Source organism: Thioalbus denitrificans (genome assembly GCF_003337735.1).
GTDB classification, from domain to species: Bacteria; Pseudomonadota; Gammaproteobacteria; order DSM-26407; family DSM-26407; genus Thioalbus; species Thioalbus denitrificans.
The window spans coordinates 602,968-625,151 of sequence record NZ_QPJY01000001.1; the positions used below are offsets into that span (position 1 = coordinate 602,968).

Below are 22,184 nucleotides of genomic sequence, written 5' to 3' on the forward strand. Positions count from 1 at the left end.
TTCCGGTGCCGGCCGGCCGCTACTCCGGCTCGCGGGCCAGCAGGGCCTCGACGAAGGCCTCGGCCCCGAACGGGCGCAGATCGTCGATGGTCTCGCCCACGCCCACGAAACGGATGGGCAGGCCCATCTTCTTGGCGATGGCGAAGATGATGCCGCCCTTGGCGGTGCCGTCCATCTTGGTGAGGGTGATGCCGGTGACGTTCACCGCGGCGTGAAACTGCTCGGCCTGGGCCAGGCCGTTCTGCCCGGTGCCGGCGTCCAGCACCAGCATCACCTCGTGGGGGGCCGACGGGTCGAGCTTGGTGATGACGCGCTTGACCTTGACCAGCTCCTCCATCAGGTTGCTCTTGGTGTGCAGGCGCCCGGCGGTGTCGGCGATGAGCACGTCGATGCCGCGGGCCCTGGCCGCCGCCACCGCGTCGTAGATGACCGAGGCGCTGTCCGCGCCGGTGTGCTGGGCGATGACCGGGATGCCGTTGCGCTCGCCCCAGACCTGCAGCTGCTCCACCGCCGCGGCGCGGAAGGTGTCGCCGGCGGCCAGCATGACGCTGCGGCCCTCGGCCTGGAAGCGCCGGGCCAGCTTGCCGATGGTGGTGGTCTTGCCGGCGCCGTTCACCCCCACCATCAGCAGCACGTAGGGGCGTTGTTCGGTGTCCGGAACCAGCGGCACGTCGACCGGCCGCAGCAGGCCGAGCATGTTCTCGCGCAGCGCCGCGTAGAGGGCGTCGGCGTCGTCCAGCTGCTTGCGCGCCAGGCGCGCGGTCAGGTCGGCGATGATCTGGCTGGTGGCCTCCACGCCCACGTCCGCCATCAGCAGGTGGGTCTCGATCTCCTCCAGCAGCTCGTCGTCGATCCGGCGCCGCCGCGCGACCAGCTCGCCCACGTCCATGAGCAGCACCTCGCGGGTGCGCCGCAGGCCGCTCTTGAGGCGTGACATGATGCCGGACTTCTTCTCCTCCGGCGCCTTGTGCTCTTCGTCTCTGTCTTTTCTGAACCCGAACATGTCCGTGCTGTCTGAATGGCAACGATGCGGAAGGGGCGAGGTGCTGCCACCTGTTGGGATGGGCTATCCTAGCACTCCCCTCCCCATTCCGATAACCCGCCCGGGACCCATGCGACAATTCTGCCAGGAGAACATTGCGGCATGCTGAAACGCCTGTTGCTCCCCGCCCTGTGGGCCGCGCTGCTGCCGTGGTCCGCCCATGCCGAGGTCGCGGAATACACCCTCGACAACGGCATGAAAGTCATCGTCAAGGAGGACCACCGGGCCCCGGTGGTGGTCTCCCAGGTCTGGTACCGGGTGGGTTCGAGCTACGAGCCGGCCGGGCTGACCGGGATCTCCCACATGCTCGAGCACATGATGTTCAAGGGCACCGAGGCGCACCCGGCGGGCGAGTTCTCGCGCATCATCGCCGAGAACGGCGGCAGCGAGAACGCCTTCACCAGCCGCGACGCCACCGCCTACTACCAGCAGCTGGAGAAGAGCCGCCTGGCGGTGAGCTTCGAGCTTGAGGCCGACCGGATGCGCAACCTGCAGCTGCCGGAGGCGGAGTTCCTGAAGGAGCGCCAGGTGGTGGCCGAGGAGCGGCGCCTGCGCACCGAGGACGATCCCCAGTCGCTCGCCTACGAGCGTTTCAACGCCCTGGCCTACCTGGAGAGCCCCTACCGGCAGCCGGTCATCGGCTGGATGAACGACATCCAGAACTACACGGTGGAGGACCTGCGCGCCTGGTACCGGCGCTGGTACGCGCCCAACAACGCCATCCTGGTGGTGGTGGGCGACGTGCGGGCCGAGGCGGTCCTGGCCCTGGCCCGGGAGCACTTCGGCCCGCTCGCCCCCTCGGAGCCGGCCGCCCTCAAGCCCCGGCGCGAGCCGGAACAGCTGGGCGAGCGGCGGGTCACCGTGCGGCTGCCGGCGCGCCTGCCCTACCTGATCATGGGCTACCATGTGCCGGTGGTCGGCCAGGCGGAGACGGCGTGGGAGCCCTACGCCCTGGCGGTCCTGGCCGGCATTCTCGACGGCGGCGACAGCGCGCGGCTGGCCCGGGAGCTGGTGCGCGGCAGCCAGGTGGCGGCCAGCGCCGGGGCCGGCTACGGCGCCTTCGCGCGCCTGCCGGGCCTGTTCCAGCTCGAGGGGGTGCCCGCCAACGGTCACGGCGTGGCGGCGCTGGAGGCCGCCTTCCGCGACCAGGTGCGGCAGCTGCAGGAGCGGCCGGTGGACGGGGCCGAACTGGCGCGGGTCAAGGCCCAGGTGGTGGCGGGCGACGTCTTCGGCCGCGATTCGGTGCAGTACCAGGCCATCCGCATCGGCCGGCTGGAGAGCATCGGCCTGGACTGGCGCCTGATGGACGGGTACGTCGACCGCATCCGCGCGGTCACCGCCGAACAGGTCCGGGCGGTGGCGCGCAAGTACCTGACCGGAGACAACCTCACCGTGGCGGTGCTGGAGCCGCAGCCGACCGCCGAGGGCGCGCGCGAGCCGCGCCCCGTGCCGCAGGGAGGGGCCCGCGATGAGCAATCCTGAGCGAACGAACGCCTGGCTGGCGGCGCTGCTGCTCCTGTTCCTGCTCCTGCCGCTGCCGGCGCTGGCGGCGCCGGACATCCAGCACTGGGAGACCGGCAACGGGGCGCGGGTCTACTTCGTGCCCACCCCCGCGCTGCCCATGGTGGATGTGCGGGTGGTCTTCGATGCCGGCAGCGCCCGCAACGATGGCCACGGCGGCCTGGCCACCCTGGTCAACGGCCTGCTGGCGGAAGGCGCCGGCGGCCTGGACGCCGACACCATCGCCGCGCGCCTGGAGTCGGTGGGGGCGCAGCTGGACAACGACGCCTTGCGCGACATGGCGGTGGTGAGCCTGCGCAGCCTCACCGACCCGGAACTGCTGGCGCCGGCGGTGGCGACATTCGCCACCCTGCTGGCCCAGCCCGACTTCCCGGACACCGCCCTGGAGCGGGTGCGGCAGCAGATGCTGGTGGCCCTGGAACAGGAGCGCCAGGATCCCGCCGCCCAGGCCCGCAACGCCTGGTACCGGGCCGTCTACGGCGACCACCCCTACGCCGCGCCGACCCTCGGCACGCCGGAGAGCGTGAACGCCCTCACCCGGGCGCAGGTGGTGGCCTTCCAGCGCCGCTTCTACGTGGCCCGCAACGCCGTGGTGGCCATCGTCGGCGACCTGGACCGGGGCCGGGCCGAGGCGCTCGCCGACCAGGTGATCGGACGTCTGCCGGCGGGCGAACCGGCGCCGCCGCTGCCGCCGGTGGCGGCGCTCACCGCCCCGCGCAGCGTGACGGTGGCGTTTCCCTCCGCCCAGACCCACGTGCTCGTGGGCCAGCCCGGCATCGACCGCCGGGATCCCGACTACTTCCCCCTCTACGTGGGCAATCACATCCTCGGCGGCGGCGGCTTCACCTCGCGCCTGACCCGGGAGGTGCGCGATGAGCGCGGCCTGTCCTACAGCGTCTACAGCGCCTTCGTGCCCATGCGCGCCCGCGGCCCGTTCCTGCTGGGGCTGCAGACCCGCAACGACCAGGCCGGCGAGGCCCTGACGGTGCTCAACGCGGTGCTGGACAAGTTCGTGGCCGGGGGCCCCACCGCGGCGGAGCTGGAGGCGGCGAAGCGCAACATCACCGGGGGTTTCCCCCTGCGCATCGACAGCAACGCCAATATCGTCGAGTACCTGGCCCTCATCGGCTTCTACCGTCTGCCCCTGGACTATCTCGACACCTTCAACGACCGGGTGGAGGCGGTGACCGCCGCGCAGGTGCGCGCGGCTTTCGCCCGCCGTGTTCACCCCGATCGGCTCGTCACCGTGACCGTCGGAGGTGGCGGTGAAGGATAGGGGCGGGCCGGTGCGCCGCACCCGGCCGGTCTCCGGCGGCGGCACCCTGCGCATCATCGGCGGCCGTCACCGGGGGCGGCGGCTCCATTTCGCCCCGCTGCCGGGTCTGCGTCCCACGCCCGACCGGGTGCGCGAGACCCTGTTCAACTGGCTGGCGCCGGTGATCGAGGGTGCCCGCTGCCTGGATCTCTTCGCCGGCAGCGGCGTGCTGGGGCTGGAGGCCCTGTCCCGCGGGGCCGCGACGGTGGTGTTCGTGGATGCCGCGCCGCGGGCGGTGGCCGCCATCGCCGGGCATCTCGAGACGCTGGGCGCGACGGAGGGCCGGGCGCTGCGGGCCGACGCGCTGGCCTTCCTGCGCGGCCCGGCCGAAGCCTTCGACGTGGTGTTCCTGGACCCGCCCTTCGGCCAGGGACTGCTGGCGCCGTGCCTGCGGCTGCTGGCCGGGGCGGGGTGGCTGGCGCCGGGCGCCCGGGTCTACGTGGAGGCGGAACGGGATCTGGGCGAGGTGGCCCTGCCGCCCGGCTGGCACTGGCACCGGGAGAAGGTGGCGGGCCAGGTGGCCTACCGCCTCGCACTCGCGACCGATGGGCATGCCGCGGATGGTTGAGCCACAGCGGACACAGGGATTACCGGGGGGTTGAGCCCACTGGCCACACCCCGCCGTACCCGGGTACCAACGCCGGCGGCCCGACAACCCAACCCTCTTTCACCCCGGTGCTCTCTGTATCCTCTGTGGCTATGAAACCTACAGCCCCAGGCCGGTGAAGTAGAGGCTCTGCACCAGGCGGTCCACCGGCACGTAGTCGTCGGTGAGCAGGGGCAGCGCCGCCAGCGGGGTGCCGGTGGCCAGCAGCGGTGCGGTGACCCGCAGCCAGCTGCGCGGCAGGCCCCGCCGGGCGCGGAGGGTGTCCGGCCAGTCGTCACGCTCCCCCGCCACCACCACGTAGGTCATCCGGGTGGGGGCCTCCGGCACCCGGTCGAGCCACACGTCGACCCGGGGAAAGACTGCGCCCAGGGTCTTCACCAGGCTCTTCACCAGCAGCGGGTCGGGAAAGCGATCGACGATATTGAGGGTGTAGAGACCGCCGGGGGCGAGATGGCCGCGCACCTGCCGGGCGAACTCCCGGGTCACCAGGTGGTAGGGAATGGAGATGTCGTGGAAGACGTCGGTGACGATGACATCGAAGCGCCGCTCCTCCGGCAGCCGCGCCAGCACCACCCGGGCGTCGGCGTGGTGCACCTCCAGCGCCGACGGATCCACGAACAGCGCCCCTTCCGCCACCTCGGTGACCACCGGGTCCAGCTCCGCCACCGTCACCTCCGGCGCCCGGTAGAGGGCGCCCACGGCGCGGGGCTGGGTGTAGGCGCCGCCACCGGCGAAGAAGAAGCGCAGCCCGGCCGGCGGATCGCCGCGGTAGTGCTCCAGCACCAGTTCGTCCATGAGCTGGACGTAGGGCGCCAGCAGCAGGCCGGGCTGCTGGCGGTGGTTGGTGCCGTGCACGAGGTGGTCGAGAATGAGCGAGCGGGCCTCCCCGAAGGGGGCCTCCGCCGAGCTGTCCACCACCCGCAGGCAGAAGTAGGGGCTCTCCCGGTCGCAGGGATCGGCGAAGCCGTCGCGGGAGAGGGTGGCGGCGCCCAGGAGGAGGGCGCCCAGCAGGGCCGCCGCGGCGGCGGGCAGGCGGGCGCCGCGCAGCAGCGGCAGGGCCAGCAGGAACAGCCCGGCGGCGGTGGCGAGGATGATGTTGCGGGTGCCCAGGTACTGCACCAGCCAGTAGCCGGTGACGAAGGTGCCGAGGATGCTGCCGAGCGCCGCCAGGGCGTGCATCAGCCCGACGATGTGGCCGGTGCGGGTGTCCAGGCGCAGGGCGAGGGTGGTGAGCAGCGGCGTGACCACGCCCAGCAGCATGGCGGGCAGGAAGAACAGGCTCAGCACCAGCAGGAAGCTGGCGGAGAGCAGGCTCAGGCCGCTCGCCTGCAGCACCGGGGCCACCAGGGTCAACAGCCAGAGAATGGCGAGGCAGGCCAGCGCCCCGACGATGAGGGTGGCGCCCGCGGCGCGCGGGCCGGCCCCGCGATCGGCCCATACCCCGCCGGCCCAGTTGCCGAGCGAGAGGCCGGCCAGGATCACCCCGATGATGGAGGTCCAGGTGTAGAGGGAGACGCCCACGTAGGGCGCGATGAGCCGCCCGGCGGCGATCTCGAGCATCAGCAGGAAGGCCGAGCTGAGGAAAATGGTGGCGGCGTAGCCGGCCACGCGGGCCCGGTCGGACACGGGGACCTCCATCTGTTTGTCGTTATGATGTCGCGGCGCAGTACACTAGACTACACGGCCGGCCGCTTTCCGGCACCCGTTCCCTGCGCCGTGCCTGGACCCCGTCGAGCACCGAGACCGTGATCCGGACCAGTGACTTCCGGCCGCCCTGGTGGCTGGCGAACCCACACCTGCAGACCCTGTGGTCGACGCTGTTCCGGCGCCGCGCGCCGCGGCCGGCCTATGTCCGTGAGCGCCTGGAGCTGGCGGACGGCGACTTCCTGGATCTGGACTGGTGCGGGGAGGGCGGCGGCCCGCTGGTGCTGATACTCCACGGGCTGGAGGGATCCGCCGGCTCGCCCTATGCACGCGGCCTGACGGCGACGGTCGCGGCCCGGGGCTGGCGGGCGGTGGTGATGCACTTCCGCGGCTGCAGCGGTGTGCCCAACCGCCTGCCGCGCAGTTACCACTCCGGCGAGACCGGCGACCTGGAGACGGTGGTGGGGCTCCTGCGCGAACGCCACCCCGGGACGCCCCTGGCGGTGGTGGGCTATTCGCTGGGCGGCAATGTCCTGCTGAAGTGGCTGGGGGAGCGGGGCGGGGCCGCCGGGATCAGCGCCGCCGCGGCCGTTTCGGTCCCGTTCCTGCTCGACCAGGCGGCCACGCGGATGAGCCGGGGGTGGTCGCGGATCTACCAGCACGTCCTGCTGCACAGCCTGCGCCGCTCCCTGGCCGTCAAGCTGGCGCGGCTGGAGGCCCGGGTGGTGGACCCGGCCCTGCTGCCGGAGCTCACCGACTTCTGGCGCTTCGACGACGCGGTGACCGCGCCGTTGCACGGTTTCCGCGACGTGCACGACTACTACCGCCGCGCCAGCTCGCGCCAGTACCTGGCCGGCATCCGGGTGCCGACCCTGCTGCTCCATGCCTTGGACGATCCCTTCATGACTCCCGCGGTGGTCCCCGCCGCCGCGGAGCTCTCTTCCTGCACCGAGCTGGAGCTGAGCGCCCACGGGGGCCACGTGGGCTTCGTCACCGCCCGGGTCCCCTGGCGTCCCCGCTACTGGAGCGAGGAGCGCATCGCCGCCTTCCTGGTGTCCCGACTGGGGGAGCAACCTCCGCCGCCATGAGAGGAAAAGTCTTCAGCCGTGTGGCGCGCGGAACAGGCCCGATTTTCCCCGGATTCCGGCGGCTGATCCGGTCCTGCGCGACGCTATTCTGCTGGCGGGGTAAATGATGCAACTGACTGCCAGGAAAGGGTGTTTTGAATATGCATGGGTATTATAAATAAGAATTTCAACAATAACTGCATGTTCGCCGAAAAAGCCTGTTTTTACTTTTTTCCTGTGGAATTGCCGTGGAGCCTGTGATATCCATGGAATTCAGGTGGATGGAGGATGACCGATGACGAACAGGCTTCCCAAGTTTTTGATGATGCTTTCCTATTTCTCGGGCGCGGCGCTGCTGATCGGGATCGGGCGCTGGGTGGTCGTTTCCGGTTTCGAGGGTTTCCGCTGGTACCAGGAGCACATCGGCGCCTGGCTGCCCATACCCAGCGAGGAGCTCTACCACGGTACCGGCAATTTCCTCGTCGTGGTGGGGGTGATCCTCGTGCTGGCCGGGCTGGTGGAGCTGTTCCTGTGCCCGAGCTGTCCCTTCCCCTTCAGCCGCAAGTGGGAAAGCCCCACCATGCAGCGTCGCTGAATCCCGCCTCTGGCCGGCCCGCCCCCCGCCGCCGGGCCGCGCCTGGTCCGCTGCCGGGGTGCCGGGCGGGCCCGCACATCTCCGGCTGAACCAAGGCCCCCGCCCGGGGGTCTATTTTCGAGTGGCCACCGGGCCCGCCCGTCATTTGCCGTCCGCGCTCACCGCCGGGCGTCCGGAGGCCGATGACGCCGGCGAAGAACGCTGACAATCGAGGAGAAGACCGATGCGCAAGAATCTGCTCAACCTGACGGTGGCGACGGGGCTGGTCGCGTTGGCCATGGCGCCCGTGGCGGGGGCGGAGGAGATGGATGCCGATGCCATGATCAAGTACCGGACCAACGTCATGAAGTCCCTCAGCGGCCACATGGGCGCCCTGGCCCGGACGGTGGAGGGCAAGGTGGGATTCCGGGACCTGGTGCTGCCCCATGCCCAGGCCATCGCCGCCATCAGCCACAAGACCGCGGAGATGTTTCCGGAGGGCAGCGACTTCGGCGATACCGACGCCAAGGCCGATATCTGGTCCCGGCGGGCGGAGTTCGACCAGGCCGCGGCGACGGCGGCGGAGCGCGCCGACGGGCTGGTGGCGGCCGCCGAGGGAGGTGACATGGCCGCCATCGGGACGGCCTTCAAGGAGATGGGGAAGGCCTGCAAGGGCTGCCACGACGAGTTCCGGGAGGAGTGATCCTGGCGCTCCCGGAGCAGCCGGCGCCACACCGAAGCGGCCGCAGGAATGCGGCCGCTTCGTTCTTCAGGACGGCAAGCCGGCGCCGCTCAGGCGGCGGAGCTCTTGGGCAGCGGCCGGTGGTGCAGGATGTCCTGGCGCTTCGCCAGCTCCTGGATGTCGGGCCGTGCCGTGAAGCGGTCCAGGGTGATGTTGTCCAGGAACTGGAAGATCTGGTCGCTGAGATCGGTCCACAGCTCGTGGGTCAGGCAGCGCTTGCCGCCGTGGCAGTTCTCCTTGCCCTGGCAGCGGGTGGCGTCCACCTGCTCGTCCACCGCGGTGATGATGTCGGCCACGGTGATCTCGGTGGCCGGACGGGCCAGACGGTAGCCGCCGCCGGGCCCGCGCACCCCTTTCACCAGGTTGGCCTGGCGCAGCTTGGCGAAGAGCTGTTCCAGGTAGGACAGCGAGATGTCCTGGCAGGTGGAGATGTCCGCCAGGGTCACCGGCCCCACTTGGTTGTGCAGAGCCAGGTCCATCATGGCGGTCACGGCATATCGGCCTCGCGTGGACAGTCTCATAGTCGGCACCTTTTGGTTATGGCTGTATCGGATAACAAAGCTGGGCAGTCGGATTAAATGATTGCAAATGTTGACCAAAATAGTCAAGAAAAGTTTCGCAATCCGCATCCGGCCACCCCCGCCACGGGTCAGCTCTCGGCGGGGGCGGGGCGGCCGAACAGGCGCCGCAGGTGGCCGGCGGCGCTTTCGTGGAGCGAGAGCAGCGCGGGGATGACCAGCAGCACCAGGACCGTGGCGAAGGCGAGGCCGAAGGAGATGGAGACGGCCATGGGGATCAGGAACTGGGCCTGCAGGGAGCTCTCGAACAGCAGCGGCGCCAGGCCGGCGATGGTGGTGAGCGAGGTGAGCAGCACGGCGCGCAGGCGCAGGCAGGCGGCCTCCACGAGGGCCTCCCGCACCCCCATGCCGCGGTCGCGCAGCTCCTTGAAGAAGGTGACCAGGATGATGGAGTCGTTGACCACGATCCCCGACAGGCCGAAGAAGCCGAACAGCGAGAGCACGGTGAGATCGATGCCCATCAGCCAGTGTCCCGCCAGGGCGCCCACCAGGCCGAAGGGGATGGCCATCATCACCACCAGCGGCCAGCCGTAGGAGGCGAACACCCACGCCAGCACCAGGTAGATGAGCGCCAGGGCGAAGATCAGCCCCCGCTTCATGTCGCCCAGGGTCTCGGCCTGGTCGGCGGCGCGGCCCTCGAAGGAGTAACTGATGCCGTAGCGGGTGGCCAGACCGGGCAGGAACTCCTCTTCCAGCCCGGCCAGCACGCGGTTGCTGTTGTTCACCTCGCGGTCCACGTCGGCGGTGATCTCCGCCGCCAGCCGGCCCTGGGCGTGGCGCAGCACCTCGAGCCCGCGGCGGCTCTCGAAGGTCACCGCCGAGGCCAGCGGCATCAGCTCGCCGGCGGGGGTCCGCACGTGCAGGCGCTGCAGGCTGGAGAGGCTGTCGCGCTCGGCGTCCGGCAGCACCACCCGCACCTCCACCTCCTCGCCGGCGTCCTGGAAGATCTGCACCAGCTCGCCGTCATAGGCGGCGCGCAGCTGGCGCCCCACCTGGGTGACGGTCAGCCCGGCCGCCTGCGCCTCGGGCGTGAGGCGGTAGACGAGCTGCTCGGCGCCGAAGGGCATGTCGTCCTCCACGGCGCTCACCCCTTCCACCGCCTGCAGCGCGGAGACCAGCTCCTGGGCCGCGGCCTTCAGGGTGAGGGGGTCGGCGCCGGTGAGGCGGATGTCCACATCCTTGCCGGGGGGGCCGCCGACCCGTTCGCTGATGGTGAAGGTCTCGAGGCCGCCCGGCCGGCGCACCAGGGCACGCCAGTGATCGATGAAGGCGCGGTTGCGCACCGTGCGGGCGTCCGGGGAGACCAGCTCCACCTGCAGCGAGCCGAAGTGATCGCCGCGCCGGGCCCCGCCGCCATCCGCGGAGGAGACACCGGCGCGGGCCACCGCCGCCACCAGCAGGTCGCCGCCCAGATCGGTCTCGGTCCGCTCGAGGGTGGTCTGCAGGTGCTCCAGGAAGCCGAGCACTTCCGTGCGCGGCGTGCCCGCGGCGAAGGCCACGTTGGCGTGCAGGACGGTGCCCTCGGGGGAGGGGAAGAAGGTGAAGCTGAGCCGGCCCCCGGCGAGGAGTCCCACGGCCAGGATCAGGCTGGCGGCGGCCAGGCTCAGGGTGGTCCAGCGGTGGCGCACGGCCCGCTCCGCGAGGGGGCGGAAGCGGCGATCGCGGAAGTGCTCGAAGGCGGCGTCCAGGCGCTGGCGCAGGCGTCCGGGGGGGCGGTGGTGGAGGTGGAGGAAGCTCCCGCGCAGGTGACCCGGGAGAATCAGGAAGCTCTCCACCAGCGAGGCGAGGATCACGCAGATGATCACCAGCGGAATCTCCGAGAGGATGTTCCCGATGATGCCGCCCACCAGCATCAGCGGCAGGAACGCGGCGATGGTGGTCAGCGAGGAGGAGAGCACCGGGGCGAGCATGCGCCGGGCGCCGCCCTCGGCCGCCTCCAGCGAGCTCTCCCCGGTCTGGTAGTGGGTCATGGCGTCCTCCCCCACCACGATGGCGTCGTCGACGATGATGCCGAGCGCCATGATGAGGGCGAACAGGCTGATCATGTTGATGCTGCCCCCGGCCAGGTAGAGGATGGCGAGGGTGGCCATGAACGAGACCGGGATGCCCATGGTGACCCACCCGGCGACCCGTCCGTTGAGGAACAGGAACAGGATGATCACCACCAGCAGCAGGCCGCCGGCGCCGTTCTTCAGCAGCAGCTGGGTGCGCTCGACGATGAGCTGCCAGGTCTGATCGAAGGGGTGGAGCTCGATCCCGGGCGGCAGCCGCGGGCGGGTACGCTGAAGCCAGTCCTCGAACACGCGGGCCGAGTCGAGGGAGTCGGCCCGCTCGGTCCGCTGCAGCACCAGCTCCACCGCCGGGCGGCCGCGGTAGAACACCTCCACTTCGCCGTCCTGGGCGCGGCGCTCCAGCCCGGCCACGTCCGCGAGCCGCAGCAGCCGTCCCTGCGCGTCGGCCACCAGCGGCAGATCCTCGAAGTCCAGCGTGCTGCGCCGCTGCTCGAGGCTGCGCAGCTGTCGCCCGGCCTCCGCCCGTCCCACGGTTCCGGCGGGCAGGTCGCGGCTCACCGCGGCGATGCGATCACCGAGCTCCTCGAGGGTGGTGCCCAGCTCCTGCAGGCGGGCGATGGGCACCTGGATGGCGATGGCCTCGTCCGGCAGGCCGGTGATGTCGATCTTGGCGATGCCCGCATCGAGCAGCTCCCGTTCGAAGCGGCGCACCAGCGGGCGCAGTTCGCGCAGATCCGGTCCGCTGACCAGCAGGCGGCCGACCGGCTCGTAGCGGATCACCCGGCTGATCACGGGCTCCTCGGCGGTCTCGGGCAGGTTGCGCACCAGGTCCACGCGCTCCTTCACCTGGTCCTGGGCCCAGCCCATCTCCGTGCCCTCCTCGTACTCCAGGGTGATGGAGGCCAGGCCGTCGGCGGAGGTGGAGTTGATCTTGCGCAGTCCGTCGAGGTTGCGCAGCTCGCGCTCCAGCGGCTCGGTGATGACCCGCTCCACGTCCTCGGCGCTGGCGCCGCTCCACACCACGCGCACGCTGATGACATCGAAGGCGAAGTTGGGGAAGAACTGGGTGTTGAGCCGGGTCAGCCCCCAGGCACCGGCGAGCAGCATCATCACCATGAGCAGGTTGGCGGCGACCCGGTGCTGGGCGAACAGGCCGACCAGGTCCTGCCGGTGGCGGAAGGTCATCTCAGCGCGTCTCCGCGGCGGCCGGGCGCACCGCCAGCCCTTCGGCGGCGTTGGGCAGCTGGGTCGTCACCAGCCGGTCGCCCGCGGCCAGCCCGGCACCCCGGACCAGCAGGCGCGGCGGCCCGTCGTCTCCCGCGGTCTCGCCGAGGCGGGTGACGTCCACCGCAGCCATGCGGCCATCCACCAGCTTGTAGACGCGGTTGCCCCCGTAGAGGGCCGCCGGCGGCACCGCGACCACGTCGGCGAGCGGCGGCAGGGAGAGGGTCAGCTCCAGGGTGCGGCCGAGCTGGAGCCGCTCGGCCCCGGATTCCACCCGCAGCAGGGCGTCGATGCCGCCGCGCCCCGGGGTGGTCTCGGCCGCCAGGTGGGTGAGCCGGGCCGTGACCGGATGCCCGTCCAGTTCGCCGCGGGCCGTCAGGGCGGCGCCGGTCTCCAGGGCCCGGCGAATCCCGGCGATGCGGGGTGCCGGCAGCTGCGCCCGCAGCTCGAGGGTCGACTCGTCGAACAGGACCAGCAGGGGGTCTCCCACCCGTACCCGGTCGCCGGGGCTGACCTCCAGCCGGGCGATGCGGCCCTGGAAGGGGGCCGGGATCCGGGTCCGCCCGAGATCCAGCCGGGCCTGGTCGCGCTGTGCCTCGGCGCGGGCCAGGCGCGCCTGCAGCTGTTCCAGCTGCGGCCCGTGGGAGGCGACCGCCAGACGCCGGGTCTCCATGGCCAGGGCCTGCCGCTCCAGGGACTGGCGGGCCTCGTCCAGCCGGGCCTCGCTGCCCACCTTGCTGCTGGAGAGGGTCTGCTCGCGGCTGACGGCCCTGCGGGCCAGTTCCAGCAGGGCCTGTTCATGTTCCAGGGCGGTGCGGTCGGAGCGCTCGCGCAGCCGCTCGGTGGCGAGCTGGGCGCGCAGATCCTGCACGTCGGCATCCCGCTGGGCCAGCAGCAGCGCCTGGTCGCGATCGTCGAGCCGCACCAGCAGATCGCCCGCCGCCACGCGCGCGCCTTCCCGTGCCGGCACCTCCAGCACTTCGGCGGCAACGGCCGCGGCGAGCCGGGCCGTGCGCGGATTGTCCACCTGGCCGTAGAGCTGCAATACCGGAGACAGCGTCTGCGGGCGGATCGTCTCCACGTCCACCGTCCAGGTCCGCTCCCGCACCGGGACCGGGTGTCCGGCCGGGCGGGTGAGAATCAGGACCGCCAGGACCGCGAGGGCCAGGGCCAGGATGGCCAGGGGCAGGAGTAGTCGCAGTGCGGGTCTCGATGTCATAGGGGGTTCTTGGGCGGAGGTTGGCCGCGGCTAGTTTAGAGCAGTGCGGCCCGCACTGCATGCTGCGGCGGCCGGAAAGGCGCGTTCCGGAGACATTGTCACCCGCCGCGCGGATAGGGGTTCGCTGTGGTGACAGGCATGCGTCGCCTGTCCCGGGCGGACGGGCGGGCGGCACGGGTCTGGCCGTCTCCTCCACCCACTCCCATGGCACCCCGAGGAGTCTCATGCCGGCCGGTTGCCAGTGTGGTGAATATGCCGCGGACGGATGCCGGGTTAAGTGACAGAGTCACATTCACTGACCGACCAGTCCACCACCCTGCTGTGCTATGTTATCCGCCGGTACGACCAGGGACGGCGACCCGACATCCGGCCCGTGGTGCGCACCGGGCCGGCGCTCCGCCCTCCACCGGCGTCAAGACGAGCCTTGAACCTGACACGCCTTATCCAGACCCGTAGCGGCGCCGCCTGGAGCCGGGCATGACCCCGGGTGCCTGGCTGCTGCTCGCCCTGCTGGCGGTGCTCTGCACCGGTGCCGGCTGGCGCCGGCTGCGCGCCCGTGCCGGCCGGTCGGCGGCCAGCCCCCCCGCCGGGCCGCCGCCCGGCGTGCTCGACCGGATCGGCGCCGCCGTGCTGGCCACCGATCCGGGCGGGCGGCTCATCTACCTCAATGCCGACGCCGTCCGGCTGACCGGACTGGACCCGGAGGCGGCGCTGCGCCAGCCACTGGCCGAGCTGCTGCCGGGGTTGTCCCCGGATCCGGAGTCCGTGGCACCGAGCGCCCGCACCCTGCGTCTGCCCGGAACGGCCGGAGGAGAGGTGGAATGGGAGACCCGGGCCCTGCCCGCGACCGACGGCGGGGCCGGCGGCCTGGTCTGGGTGTTCCGCCATGCCGGCGATCCGGGGCCCGTGGAGCGGCAGCTGCGGCTCTTCGCGCGGGTCTTCGAGCACAGCGCCGACGCCATCATGGTGACCGACGGCGAGGGCCGCATCGTCCGGGTCAACGAGGCGTTCACCCGCATCACAGGCTACTCCCCGGCGGAGGTGCTGGGCCGCAATCCGCGGATGCTGCAGTCGGGTCTGCACGACGAGGAGTTCTATGCCGGGTTCTGGAACGCCCTGCGGAAGGAGGGAACCTGGCAGGGCGAGATATGGAACCGCCGCAAGAACGGGGAGATCTATCCCCAGTGGATGAGCATCGGCACGCTGGATGCGGAGGCGGGGGAGGTGGTCCATTTCGTGGCGATCTTCACCGACATCACGGACAAGAAACGCTCCGAGGACACCATCCACTACCTGGCCTACTATGACGGCCTGACCAGCCTGCCGAACCGGCCCCTGTTCGAGGAGAAGCTGGTGCAGGCGCTGCGCGACGGCCAGCGCAACGGCCGCTGGGTTGCCATCCTCTACCTGGACCTGGATCGCTTCAAGGACATCAACGACTCCCTCGGACATGCCAGCGGCGATCGCCTGCTGCGTTCGGTGGCCACCCGGCTGCTGGAGACGGTGCGCAACAACGACGTGGTGGCGCGCCTGGGCGGCGACGAGTTCGTCATTCTTCTCTCGGACCTGGCCGACGGCAACGCCGCGGGCAGGGCCGCCGCCACGGTGGCGCGCAAGGTGATCGCCGCCCTGGCCGATCCCTTCAACCTGGAGGGCCACGAAGTGCTGGTCACCGCCAGTATCGGCGTTGCCCTGGCGCCCCAGGACGGCGAGGACGCCGGCGAGCTGATCAAGAACGCCGATACGGCCATGTACCAGGTGAAGAGCAGCGGCAAGGGCCACTACCAGTTCTTCTCGCGGGAGATGAACCTCGCCATCCGCCGGCGCCTGCGCCTGGAGCACAGCCTGCGCAAGGCGCTGGAGCACGACGAGTTCCACCTCGTGTTCCAGCCCCAGGTATCGGTCCGCCAGGGCACCGTCATCGGCATGGAGGCGCTGCTGCGCTGGCGCCAGCCCCACGGCGAGATCATTCCCCCGGGCGAATTCATCCAGCTGGCCGAGGAGACCGGCCTCATCCTGCCCATCGACGAGTGGGTCCTGCGGCGGGCCTGCGCCCAGGCGCGGAGCTGGGTGGATGCCGGCATCCGCGACTTCCGCCTCGCGGTGAACCTCTCCGGGCGCCAGTTCCACCGCCGTGGCCTGATCCTGCTGGTGGGCCGGATTCTCTCCGAGATCGGCCTGGAGCCCCGCTACCTGGAGCTGGAGATCACGGAGGGCTCGGTCATGGCCGACATCGATCGGGCGGTGGAGGTGCTCCGGGGCCTGCGGCAGATGGGGGTCCGGCTGGCGGTGGACGACTTCGGCACCGGCTACTCCTCGCTGAGCTACCTGCGGCGGCTGCCCATCCATACGCTGAAGGTGGATCGCGCCTTCATCCGGGAGATAGCCACCAGCACCCAGGATGCCGCCATCGTGGAGGCGATCATCCGCCTGGGCCACAGCCTCGGCCTGCAGCTGGTGGCCGAGGGCGTGGAGCAGCCCGAGCAGCTCAGCGTGCTGGAGGACCAGGGCTGCGACAGCGTCCAGGGATATCTGCTGAGCCGGCCGCTGCGCGCCGCCGACGCCACGTCCCTGCTCACTTCTGGTCGTATGCCCCAGACCGGAGCCAGGTGACTCTGGCGCGGTGTGCCATGGGGCAACGGCAGCCTGCACCCGGCCCTGCGCGGCAACGGAGAGCCGGAAATCCAGGCAGATATCAGCGGTCCATCCGTCCCACCGCGCAGCTGACGAAAGACTTCGCTTTCGCCTTCAGGGAATCGACGCCGGTGACCGAGCCGCGCTCCGGGTAGCCAATCTCACGCAGTGCCGCGACCAGTTCAGCCCGGATATCGTTTTCGGCTGATACCTGCACCATTCCCTGTTCGACATCGACCGTCACCTCTGCAAGGGAATAGCGCTCCTGCAGCTTCTTGCGGATGCTGTTGGCGCAGCCGCCGCACTTGATGTTGTCCACCGCAATGCTGATTTCCATTGGATTGTCCTCGGGGAAAAGGTTGGCGTGCTCCACGCCAGGTTGTATCTGGAATAAAAGTCTGTGAATGGCTTGATCACTGTTAAGCGGCATCCAATGTCTCACGAATCAGCCCCCGGTAAATTGACCGGCATCAGAGAGGAGGCGTGCTGCCAAAGCCGCAAGTGCGGCATTTCACGCATCAGTGCGTGAAATGCCGCACTTGCGGTCAATCCCGGCATGGTTATCTCCCTGAATTCCTGATTGTTTGTGCTGGTATGCATTGTGCATTGACGATTCGCAATCGGGTGCGCGGGCCACCCGGTGGATCATGCAGAACATCTGGGGGGAGCCACGATGGAACAGAAGCAGGTACAGACCATCCCTAACAAGACCGCGCGCAGCGATCTCGCCTCGCTGATGCTCGGCGCCGGTTTCGCCTTCGCTTCCCTGATTATCATCCCGGCGCTTTCACAGCGGCTGGGTATGGGGGCCAGCCTGACGAGCGCCATGCGGGTTGCGCTCATGCGGGCTTCCAGCAAGGCCTGATCCGCCGCCCCGTCGTCATCGCTTCGGGTGCATGGAGCATTCGTGCCAGACCCGGACGGGCCGTCCGGATTTCCGCTGCCAATGGAATGCTCAATCATCCGGGCCAAAGCCCGGCGATGTTGGTGAAGGCAGGTTTCCATGCGAGATTCGCTATTCAGCTGGCTCACAGCCCATGCCGGTGCCGATGATTTCGATTCCTATGCGCTGGCCTGCGTCATCGCCGCCCGTTGCGCGGATGATGAGGGGGCGCTCCATGATCAGCTCGGCCTCGACGAGGCTGCGCTGCAGGAACTGCTCGAAGCCTATTTCCCCGCAGCGTTGAAGGGCTGGGATACGCGGATCTGTTTCAAGGTGCATGCCCATTTCCAGGCCATGAATCCCTTCACTTGCCGTCATTGCGGCATGGCCGTCGCCGACGGCCGGCTGTGGCGGCCGGATGCGGAAGCTCTGCCGGCCGAACCTGCTCAGAAGGGGTTCCTGGCAGATGAGTTCCAGGATCTCCGGGAGCTGCTGCTGGAGCACCGCTCGGACGAGGGGCACGTGTCGTTCCTGTTTGCATCCATCCTCGCCGCTACCGCGCTGCGTGCCAATCACCTGTGGGAGGATTTCGGCGTCCATGATCGCACGGAGATCTCCCAGCTCCTGCATCGCCATTTTCCGTCGCTGGCCGCAAAGAATACCGGCAACCGCATGCGCTGGAAGAAGTTTTTCTATAAACAGCTCTGCGACCGCGCCGAGGTCAACCTCTGCAAGGCGCCCAACTGCCAGGTCTGCGACGAGTACTCGGTCTGTTTCGGCCCGGAGGATGCGGAAACGAGTGCCGAGCAGGGCGTCTCCTGGGCGCTGCAGGAGCGTCGCTGACGGCTCCCCGCGGGGCTGCATGGATCCCGCCCTCACCCGGGGTGGTGTTGCAGAGAAGGCGCCGACGGGCTGCAAGCGGAACATGGAATCATGTCTCCCTGCAATCGGTCGATGGCCGGCCTGCCGTCCCACCCCTAATCCCCCTATCCCGTTCCATGTTTACCTCCTTTGCGGCTGACATTCGATCGGCGTCCAATTAAATTGACCATCAGCCGGCAGGTTGTTGCCGGCCCATGAAGCGTCTACTGTCTTGCGGCAACCAATCTCATCGAGGTGGTTGCCCGGAGTCGGGGTGAATGAGCAAAGCGTCCGGAAGCTGTGACCTGTGTGGTCTTCCTGTCGAGGGCAAGCCATTTGAATTGCGCACCCCGGCGGGCGTGTTGCAGTTCTGTTGTGACGGCTGCCGGGGTATCTACCGGCTACTGAACGACGTTGAGGAGATTCCCGAGAAGCCCGATCCCGAGGCGGATGTGTCGGACACCCCGCCGGGGTAGTCCGGTCGCTGGTGATGGCGGCTGGAGACGGCGTGGGGAAGGGGTGCTATCTTTTGTTTAAACCGCATGCGGGGGGTAGTCCATGAGCGACGTGTCCAAGGCTGTCTGCGAACTGTGTGAAGAGGGGCTGAGCTCGGGAGCCCACGCGGCCGCGGCCGCCGCAGGTCATGGGGCTGCGGGTCACGCAGCGGCTGGACACGCGGCTGGCGCGATGGGGCAACAGATGATGGCAGCGGGCCACTCCGCAGCCACCGCCCACCAGGCAGCACAAATGGCAACTCACGGTCTTGGCGCAGGAGCAGCTATGGCGACTACAGCAGCAGGCAGAGGGCTTTTGAGAACCGTATTCGGCAATCCATGGGTGGCCCTGGCCATCGGGGCTGCAGCCGGGTACCTGGGCTACAAGTACCGCAAGGAAATCGCCGCCGCGGTGATGAATGCCAGCGAAATGGGCAAGGACTTCGTTCTGCAGCAGAAAGAGTCACTCTCGGACATCGCGGCAGAGGCGCGCGAGGCAGCCGAGGAACAGGGTGGCGGCAACGGCCAGGGGGAGTGATCCCGGTGTGGTGCTAGGGGTTGTGCCTGTGTGCCGGACTCGCTTCCCGGCATGAAGGGATGGCGATCGATCTGAACCCGGCGTGCCGGGATGCATTGACTGTGGGCCTGCCGCAATGAACACTCGACAGCAACTCGGCGACCTGGTGCTCCTGCGCTATCGGGCAGCGGGCCACCTGCGCTTCTCCCTGCCCGAGGACCTGTGTACCGACGCCCTGCCCCGCCTGCTGAGGGAGAGGGTGGGAGAGCTCGAGGGGGTCTACCGGGTCTTCGTCTATCCCCGTTACCGGAAGCTGTCCATCCGCTATCTGGATACCATCTGCAGCGAACGGGATGTGATCCTGCACCTGGATGCGGTGATCTCCGAACTGGCATCGGGACGGGTGCGGCGCAGGAGGAAGTCCCGGAAGGAGGAGGCCGGAGCGCCGGCCGGAGGGGCAGTGAAAGGCTGGAAAGGACGCCTCCTTGATCATCCATGGGTCGATCGGGTGCGCGAAAGATACCGGCGCGCCAAGGCGACGGTGACTGTCCTCGGCAACGTCGCCTCATCGAAGCTGAAGACCTCCGGCAGCGCCCCCATGAGCACGGAGAAGCTGGTCATCAACTTCCTCAACGATCTGCTCTCCTTCTACCTGATCAAGCTCCACTGGGACCAGATCACCAAGCAGTGGCTGCGCCACCCGCTCCAGTATCGTTATCAACTGTTGAGTGCCTTCTACCTCGTCTTCCTCCTGGTCCGCTACCGCAAGGCGGGGGGAGCCAAGGCGGGGGCGGCCAAGTGAGCCAGGCGATCCAGGCCAACTTCCGGGTGGTCCATGCGCTGCGCCGCCGGGTGCGGATCGTCGTGCCGGCGTTGCGCAGGGATGCGGAGCGGGTCTACGTCCTGGAGATCCTGCTGCGGAAGTGGCCGGCGATCCGGCGGGTCACCTCCGTCCCCGCCCTCGGTTCGATCACCATCCATTTCGATCCCCGGCAGCAGTCGCGGGAGCGGCTTCTGGCACAGCTGGACGCGGTCATCCCGCGGCTCGGCCAGGCGGGTGCCGGACCGACCGGGGCCGCCCCCCGGCCAGAGGCTGCCTGCCCGTCAACGCAGTCCTCGGTGGCGGTGGAGGGAATGACCTGCGCCTCCTGCGCGCTGCTCATCGAACTGGCCCTGAAACGCGATCCGCGGGTGGAGCAGGCCGCCGTCAATTTCGGTTCGGAGACGGCCGTGGTGCGGGGCCGTCTCGGCCGGGATGATGTCTATGCCATCGTCAACCGGCTCGGTTACCAGGCGCGTCCCATGGATACCCTCACCCAGCGGCGCCTGATCGTCGAGCGTGAAGGGAAGCGGCTGGAGGCCGCGAAGCGGCGGATCTGGATCGCGGGGCTGCTGACGCTGCCGGTGATGGTCATCGGGATGGCCATGCCGCGCAGTTTCGCACTGAAGTTCACCGAGTTCCTGCTGACCACTCCGGTGGTGTTCTGGGCCGGCCGGCCCTTCTATACCAAGGCCCTGCTCCTGGCTCGGCAGCGGGCCGCGAACATGGACACCCTCATCGCGCTGGGCGCCGGTTCGGCCTACGCCTACAGCGTGCCTGCCCTGCTCCTCGGCAGGCGTCATCTCTATTTCGAGGCGGCCGCCGGCATCATCAGCTTCGTACTGCTCGGCCGCTACCTCGAGGAGAAGGCCAAGGGCAAGGCGAGCGAGGCGATCCGCAAGCTCATCGACCTGCAGCCGCCCAAGGCCACCGTCATCCGCGACGGCCACGAGGTGGTGGTGGAGATCGACGCGGTGCAGGTGGGCGACATCCTCCTGGTGCGGCCGGGGGAGCGGGTGCCCACCGACGGCGAGCTGGTCTCCGGCGCCTCGAGCGTGGACGAGTCGATGGTGACTGGCGAGAGCCTGCCGGTAGTAAAGAACCCGGGCGACCGGGTGGTGGGCGGCTGCATCAACCGGGCCGGCACCTTCAGGATGCGAGCGACGGCGGTCGGCACCGATACAGTGCTGGCGGGCATCGTGCGGATGGTTGAGGAAGCGCAGTCGGGGAAGTTGCCCATCCAGAAGCTGGCGGATCGCATCTCCTCGGTCTTCGTGCCGGCGGTGATGGGAGTCGCGGGGCTGACCTTTGCCGGCTGGCTGGCTGTCACGCGGCGCTTCACGCCGGCCTTGGTCAATGGGATCTCGGTGCTGCTCATCGCCTGTCCCTGCGCCTTCGGGCTGGCGACGCCCACGGCCATCATGGTGGGGACCGGCAACGCCGCCCGGCGCGGCATCTTCATCCGCAACGGCGAGAGCCTCGAGACCGCCTCCCGGCTCACGACGCTGGTGTTCGACAAGACCGGCACCATCACCCGCGGCCAGCCCGCGGTCACCGATTTCCTCAACTTCTCGCGCCTCGCGGACGAGACCCTGCTGGGGTTGGTCTCCGCCGTGGAGCACAGTTCCGAGCACTTCCTTGGCCGGGCCATCCTGGACTATGTGGAGGCGCTGGGCATCCGCTACCCGGAGGCCGAGGAGTTCAGCAGCGAGACGGGGCTCGGTGTCACGGGGCGGGTGAAAAAACGGCGGCTGGTGGTCGGCAACGCGGCGCTGCTGCAGCGCGCGGAGGTAGAGATCGAGTCGGAGGAGACCCGTGCGACCGCGCTCGCCCGCGAAGGCAAGACGGTGGTCTACGTGGCGGTGGACGGGAGGCTGGCGGCCCTGTTCGGCATCGCCGATACACCGCGGGCGAATGCCCGCGAGGCCATCGAGCGCCTCCACGGCATGGGGATCAAGACCCTGATGGCGACCGGCGATACCCGGGAGGCGGCGGAATTCGTCGCCCGGCAGGTGGGCATCGACGCGGTGGTGGCCCACGCGACGCCGGAGCGCAAGCTCGAGATTATCCGCGAACTGCACGAGCGAGGCGAACTGGTGGGGATGATCGGGGACGGGATCAACGATGCGCCGGCACTGGCCGCCGCGGACGTGGGCTTCGCCGTGGGGACCGGCACCGATATCGCCATCGAGGCCTCCCACATCACCCTGGTCAGCGCCGATATCACCAAGGTCGCCGACGGCATCCGGCTGAGCCGACGGACCATGACCATCATCCGTGAGAACCTCTTCTGGGCGCTGGGCTACAACACGGTGGCCATTCCCGTGGCCATGGCGGGTCGGCTCAACCCCATGATCGCTTCCGCCGCCATGGCCATGAGTTCCATATCGGTGGTCACCAACTCCCTCCGGCTGCAACGGGATCGCTGAC

General features: G+C 69.4%; 19 protein-coding genes. 13 read left to right on the forward strand and 6 right to left on the reverse strand.

Features of this window, described 5'->3' with window-relative positions; translation table 11 throughout:
• Nucleotides 1–19: 19 nt before the first annotated feature.
• The gene (gene ftsY, locus DFQ59_RS02865; protein ID WP_114278141.1) at nucleotides 20–1,003 is read right to left on the reverse strand and encodes a signal recognition particle-docking protein FtsY; all 984 of its coding nucleotides are present in this window, start codon (nucleotides 1,001–1,003) and stop codon (nucleotides 20–22) included.
• Nucleotides 1,004–1,144: 141 nt separating this feature from the next.
• Here ftsY and DFQ59_RS02870 point away from each other — a divergent pair, with 141 nt between their 5' ends.
• Genes DFQ59_RS02870 through rsmD form a run of 3 tightly spaced genes read left to right on the forward strand, consistent with a single transcriptional unit; the run spans nucleotide 1,145 to nucleotide 4,446 of the window.
• A complete protein-coding gene (locus DFQ59_RS02870; RefSeq protein ID WP_114278142.1) occupies nucleotides 1,145–2,524 on the forward strand; it encodes a M16 family metallopeptidase in 1,380 nt (459 codons plus the stop codon).
• Complete coding sequence (locus DFQ59_RS02875; RefSeq protein ID WP_114278143.1) at nucleotides 2,511–3,839, forward strand: M16 family metallopeptidase; 1,329 nt, start codon at nucleotides 2,511–2,513, stop codon at nucleotides 3,837–3,839. The genes DFQ59_RS02870 and DFQ59_RS02875 overlap by 14 nt, the downstream gene beginning before the upstream one ends.
• Nucleotides 3,829–4,446: a 16S rRNA (guanine(966)-N(2))-methyltransferase RsmD gene (rsmD, locus tag DFQ59_RS02880; protein ID WP_245937151.1), complete on the forward strand. Its 618-nt coding sequence runs from the start codon at nucleotides 3,829–3,831 to the stop codon at nucleotides 4,444–4,446. Before DFQ59_RS02875 ends, rsmD begins: the two co-directional genes overlap by 11 nt.
• 138 nt (nucleotides 4,447–4,584) lie before the next feature.
• Here the strand turns inward: rsmD and DFQ59_RS02885 are convergent, their stop codons facing one another.
• Nucleotides 4,585–6,111, reverse strand: a complete 1,527-nt coding sequence (locus tag DFQ59_RS02885; RefSeq protein ID WP_114278145.1) for a fused MFS/spermidine synthase — start codon at nucleotides 6,109–6,111, stop codon at nucleotides 4,585–4,587.
• A 119-nt stretch (nucleotides 6,112–6,230) separates the two neighbouring features.
• Here DFQ59_RS02885 and DFQ59_RS02890 point away from each other — a divergent pair, with 119 nt between their 5' ends.
• The 3 genes from DFQ59_RS02890 to DFQ59_RS02900 all read left to right on the forward strand — a co-directional run bounded on the left by DFQ59_RS02890 (nucleotide 6,231) and on the right by DFQ59_RS02900 (nucleotide 8,473).
• On the forward strand, nucleotides 6,231–7,217 hold the full coding sequence (locus DFQ59_RS02890; RefSeq protein ID WP_114278146.1) for a hydrolase: 987 nt from the start codon (nucleotides 6,231–6,233) through the stop codon (nucleotides 7,215–7,217).
• 274 nt (nucleotides 7,218–7,491) lie between these two features.
• The gene (locus DFQ59_RS02895) at nucleotides 7,492–7,791 is read left to right on the forward strand and encodes a hypothetical protein (RefSeq protein ID WP_170142005.1); all 300 of its coding nucleotides are present in this window, start codon (nucleotides 7,492–7,494) and stop codon (nucleotides 7,789–7,791) included.
• A gap of 223 nt (nucleotides 7,792–8,014) precedes the next feature.
• Nucleotides 8,015–8,473, forward strand: a complete 459-nt coding sequence (locus DFQ59_RS02900; RefSeq protein WP_114278148.1) for a c-type cytochrome — start codon at nucleotides 8,015–8,017, stop codon at nucleotides 8,471–8,473.
• 89 nt (nucleotides 8,474–8,562) lie between these two features.
• Here the strand turns inward: DFQ59_RS02900 and DFQ59_RS02905 are convergent, their stop codons facing one another.
• The 3 genes from DFQ59_RS02905 to DFQ59_RS02915 all read right to left on the reverse strand — a co-directional run bounded on the left by DFQ59_RS02905 (nucleotide 8,563) and on the right by DFQ59_RS02915 (nucleotide 13,545).
• Nucleotides 8,563–9,033 (reverse strand): Fe-S cluster assembly transcription factor, encoded by a 471-nt coding sequence (locus DFQ59_RS02905; protein ID WP_114278149.1) that lies wholly within the window; start codon nucleotides 9,031–9,033, stop codon nucleotides 8,563–8,565.
• 128 nt (nucleotides 9,034–9,161) lie between these two features.
• A complete protein-coding gene (locus DFQ59_RS02910) occupies nucleotides 9,162–12,287 on the reverse strand; it encodes an efflux RND transporter permease subunit (protein ID WP_114278150.1) in 3,126 nt (1,041 codons plus the stop codon).
• Nucleotide 12,288: 1 nt separating this feature from the next.
• Nucleotides 12,289–13,545, reverse strand: a complete 1,257-nt coding sequence (locus DFQ59_RS02915) for an efflux RND transporter periplasmic adaptor subunit (RefSeq protein ID WP_114278151.1) — start codon at nucleotides 13,543–13,545, stop codon at nucleotides 12,289–12,291.
• Nucleotides 13,546–14,022: 477 nt separating this feature from the next.
• Here DFQ59_RS02915 and DFQ59_RS02920 point away from each other — a divergent pair, with 477 nt between their 5' ends.
• Nucleotides 14,023–16,158, forward strand: a complete 2,136-nt coding sequence (locus DFQ59_RS02920) for a putative bifunctional diguanylate cyclase/phosphodiesterase (RefSeq protein WP_114278152.1) — start codon at nucleotides 14,023–14,025, stop codon at nucleotides 16,156–16,158.
• Between the two features lie 82 nt (nucleotides 16,159–16,240).
• Here DFQ59_RS02920 and DFQ59_RS02925 read toward each other — a convergent pair whose 3' ends face one another.
• Nucleotides 16,241–16,510, reverse strand: coding sequence for a heavy-metal-associated domain-containing protein (locus tag DFQ59_RS02925; RefSeq protein ID WP_114278483.1), 270 nt, complete (start codon nucleotides 16,508–16,510; stop codon nucleotides 16,241–16,243).
• A gap of 342 nt (nucleotides 16,511–16,852) precedes the next feature.
• On the opposite strand from DFQ59_RS02925, the gene DFQ59_RS02930 reads away from it, so the two are divergent.
• The 6 genes from DFQ59_RS02930 (at nucleotide 16,853) to DFQ59_RS02950 (ending at nucleotide 22,183) form a co-directional block, all read left to right on the forward strand.
• Nucleotides 16,853–17,044 carry a hypothetical protein gene (locus DFQ59_RS02930; RefSeq protein ID WP_114278153.1) on the forward strand — a complete coding sequence of 64 codons (192 nt, stop codon included), beginning with the start codon at nucleotides 16,853–16,855 and terminating at the stop codon, nucleotides 17,042–17,044.
• A gap of 138 nt (nucleotides 17,045–17,182) precedes the next feature.
• Nucleotides 17,183–17,905: a nitrogen fixation protein NifQ gene (locus DFQ59_RS02935; RefSeq protein WP_114278154.1), complete on the forward strand. Its 723-nt coding sequence runs from the start codon at nucleotides 17,183–17,185 to the stop codon at nucleotides 17,903–17,905.
• 296 nt (nucleotides 17,906–18,201) lie between these two features.
• Nucleotides 18,202–18,399 carry a metal-binding protein gene (locus tag DFQ59_RS02940; RefSeq protein ID WP_114278155.1) on the forward strand — a complete coding sequence of 66 codons (198 nt, stop codon included), beginning with the start codon at nucleotides 18,202–18,204 and terminating at the stop codon, nucleotides 18,397–18,399.
• Nucleotides 18,400–18,703: 304 nt separating this feature from the next.
• Nucleotides 18,704–18,955, forward strand: coding sequence for a hypothetical protein (locus DFQ59_RS02945; RefSeq protein ID WP_211314756.1), 252 nt, complete (start codon nucleotides 18,704–18,706; stop codon nucleotides 18,953–18,955).
• Nucleotides 18,956–19,070: 115 nt separating this feature from the next.
• On the forward strand, nucleotides 19,071–19,736 hold the full coding sequence (locus DFQ59_RS20005; RefSeq protein ID WP_211314757.1) for a hypothetical protein: 666 nt from the start codon (nucleotides 19,071–19,073) through the stop codon (nucleotides 19,734–19,736).
• Nucleotides 19,733–22,183 carry a heavy metal translocating P-type ATPase gene (locus tag DFQ59_RS02950; protein WP_211314758.1) on the forward strand — a complete coding sequence of 817 codons (2,451 nt, stop codon included), beginning with the start codon at nucleotides 19,733–19,735 and terminating at the stop codon, nucleotides 22,181–22,183. The genes DFQ59_RS20005 and DFQ59_RS02950 overlap by 4 nt, the downstream gene beginning before the upstream one ends.
• The last annotated feature ends 1 nt before the right edge of the window (nucleotide 22,184 follow it).

Bases quoted from the DNA above. Each gene is read 5' to 3' on its own strand.
- ftsY (WP_114278141.1), bottom strand. From the start codon at position 1,003: ATGTTCGGGTTCAGAAAAGACAGAGACGAAGAGCACAAGGCGCCGGAG.
- DFQ59_RS02870 (WP_114278142.1), top strand. From the start codon at position 1,145: ATGCTGAAACGCCTGTTGCTCCCCGCCCTGTGGGCCGCGCTGCTGCCG.
- DFQ59_RS02875 (WP_114278143.1), top strand. From the start codon at position 2,511: ATGAGCAATCCTGAGCGAACGAACGCCTGGCTGGCGGCGCTGCTGCTC.
- DFQ59_RS02895 (WP_170142005.1), top strand. From the start codon at position 7,492: ATGACGAACAGGCTTCCCAAGTTTTTGATGATGCTTTCCTATTTCTCG.
- DFQ59_RS02900 (WP_114278148.1), top strand. From the start codon at position 8,015: ATGCGCAAGAATCTGCTCAACCTGACGGTGGCGACGGGGCTGGTCGCG.
- DFQ59_RS02905 (WP_114278149.1), bottom strand. From the start codon at position 9,033: ATGAGACTGTCCACGCGAGGCCGATATGCCGTGACCGCCATGATGGAC.
- DFQ59_RS02910 (WP_114278150.1), bottom strand. From the start codon at position 12,287: ATGACCTTCCGCCACCGGCAGGACCTGGTCGGCCTGTTCGCCCAGCAC.
- DFQ59_RS02915 (WP_114278151.1), bottom strand. From the start codon at position 13,545: ATGACATCGAGACCCGCACTGCGACTACTCCTGCCCCTGGCCATCCTG.
- DFQ59_RS02920 (WP_114278152.1), top strand. From the start codon at position 14,023: ATGACCCCGGGTGCCTGGCTGCTGCTCGCCCTGCTGGCGGTGCTCTGC.
- DFQ59_RS02930 (WP_114278153.1), top strand. From the start codon at position 16,853: ATGGAACAGAAGCAGGTACAGACCATCCCTAACAAGACCGCGCGCAGC.
- DFQ59_RS02935 (WP_114278154.1), top strand. From the start codon at position 17,183: ATGCGAGATTCGCTATTCAGCTGGCTCACAGCCCATGCCGGTGCCGAT.
- DFQ59_RS02940 (WP_114278155.1), top strand. From the start codon at position 18,202: ATGAGCAAAGCGTCCGGAAGCTGTGACCTGTGTGGTCTTCCTGTCGAG.
- DFQ59_RS02945 (WP_211314756.1), top strand. From the start codon at position 18,704: ATGGCGACTACAGCAGCAGGCAGAGGGCTTTTGAGAACCGTATTCGGC.
- DFQ59_RS20005 (WP_211314757.1), top strand. From the start codon at position 19,071: ATGAACACTCGACAGCAACTCGGCGACCTGGTGCTCCTGCGCTATCGG.